Here is a 1,494-nt window from a genome sequence, read left to right as displayed (position 1 = left end):
ACCATACGGACCGCGCGTTCACGCAGCTCAACGGAGTACTTTCTCGGGGGTGCCATAGCCCCTCACCCTTCCAGGTTTCAGGGCCTCCACCCAACCCGGGGCGCTCCAGTGATGTGACCGTGCGTGCGGTGACCCGGCTGCAGTTGCGTTGGCAGGACGGTGACTGGCGCGTCGTCGCTCCTCCCGGCGGGACGTGGGCGGGAGCGGCGGCACCGATCACGTCGCTGGACGGCTACAGCCGCTTCCCGCACGGGGGTGGCTGATGCTTGCCCTGCTTCCACTGGATCCGTGCTCGCCGGTCACCGAGCCTGCGTGCGTTCAGCCGGTGGACAACGATGACGGCGGCGGGAACCCGCTCCTGCCTGGCCTTCCTGGGTTGTCCGATATCCCGGGGGCGATCGGCGGTCATGTGCTGGAGGAGATGACCGAGTCGTTCGAGGAGGCGGTGGGTTGGCTGGTGTCCAACACCGCGTCCTGGTGGGTGCACACTCCCTCTCCTGATCTGCAGGGTGAGCCGGCGGTCGGGTATCTGCAGCTGCTGGTCCGGCCGTTGACGGTCGCGGTGGCGGTGGTGGCGCTGCTGGCGGTCGCCGCGCGGATGGCGCTCTCGCGCAAAGCGCTGCCGCTGGTGGACGCCGGACGCGGACTGGTGATCCTGGCGGTCGTCACCGTGATCGGGACGGTGGTGCCGAACCTGCTGATCCAGTGGGGCGACCTGTGGTGCGGCTGGGTGCTGAACGCCTCCTCCGATGGGGACTTCGCGCGGCGGATGAGTCAGATCGTGGCGTTCCCGAGCGCGGCGCCGCGCGCGCTGGTGCTCCTGTTGTGCCTGTTCGCGCTGGTCATCGGGATCGTCCAGGCGATCCTGCTGCTGTTTCGCGGAGCGGCCCTGGTCATTCTGGCCGGGCTGCTGCCGCTGGCGGCGGCCGGGATGATCACCACCTCGACCAAGTCATGGTTCCCGCGCGTGGCGGGCTGGATGCTGGCGCTGGTGTTCTACAAGCCCGCTGCGGCGGCGGTGTATGCGACCGCGTTCACGCTGGTCGGCAAAGGCAAGGACCTGCAGACGGTGCTGATGGGCTTTGCGATGATGCTGATCAGCCTGATCGCCTTCCCCGTGCTGCTGAAGTTCTTCACCTGGACCACCGGCGGAACCGAGTCCAGCGCCGGGGGCGGGATGCTCGGCGCGTTGATGGGCAGTGCCGCCGCGCTCGGCGCGCTGCGCGCCTACGGCGGTGGCGGTGGGTCCGGTGGCGGCCAGTCCGGCTCGGCGGCCGAGCACACCACCTACATCAAGCAGCAGCTCGGCGACCAGGACTCCGCGCCTCCCGGCGGCGACCCGTCCGATCAGCCGTCCACCCCGCACGACTCAGCGGCCACACCTCCGCCGGCCGATAGCTCAGGCGACCAGTCCCCCGCCCCGGACGCGCCGCCGGGAAGCGGCCGGGCTGACACCGACGTGTCCCCGCCGGGGCAGAACGCGGCGGGCGGGTC

Annotated in this window: 2 protein-coding genes; both read left to right on the top strand. The window is 70.4% G+C overall.

Annotated elements, in window-relative coordinates; all coding sequences use genetic code 11:
- Positions 1–119: 119 nt before the first annotated feature.
- On the top strand, positions 120–263 hold the full coding sequence (locus tag ETD96_RS45635; RefSeq protein ID WP_171069550.1) for a DUF8175 domain-containg protein: 144 nt from the start codon (positions 120–122) through the stop codon (positions 261–263).
- 113 nt (positions 264–376) lie between these two features.
- A partial coding sequence (locus ETD96_RS43855; protein ID WP_138642362.1) for a TrbL/VirB6 family protein occupies positions 377–1,494 on the top strand: 1,118 nt, incomplete at its 3' end.

This window comes from Actinomadura geliboluensis (assembly GCF_005889745.1).
Taxonomy (GTDB): Bacteria; Actinomycetota; Actinomycetes; order Streptosporangiales; family Streptosporangiaceae; genus Spirillospora; species Spirillospora geliboluensis.
Note: the sequence above shows the minus strand (reverse complement) of the source record. Positions and strands in the feature narration are given on the sequence as shown.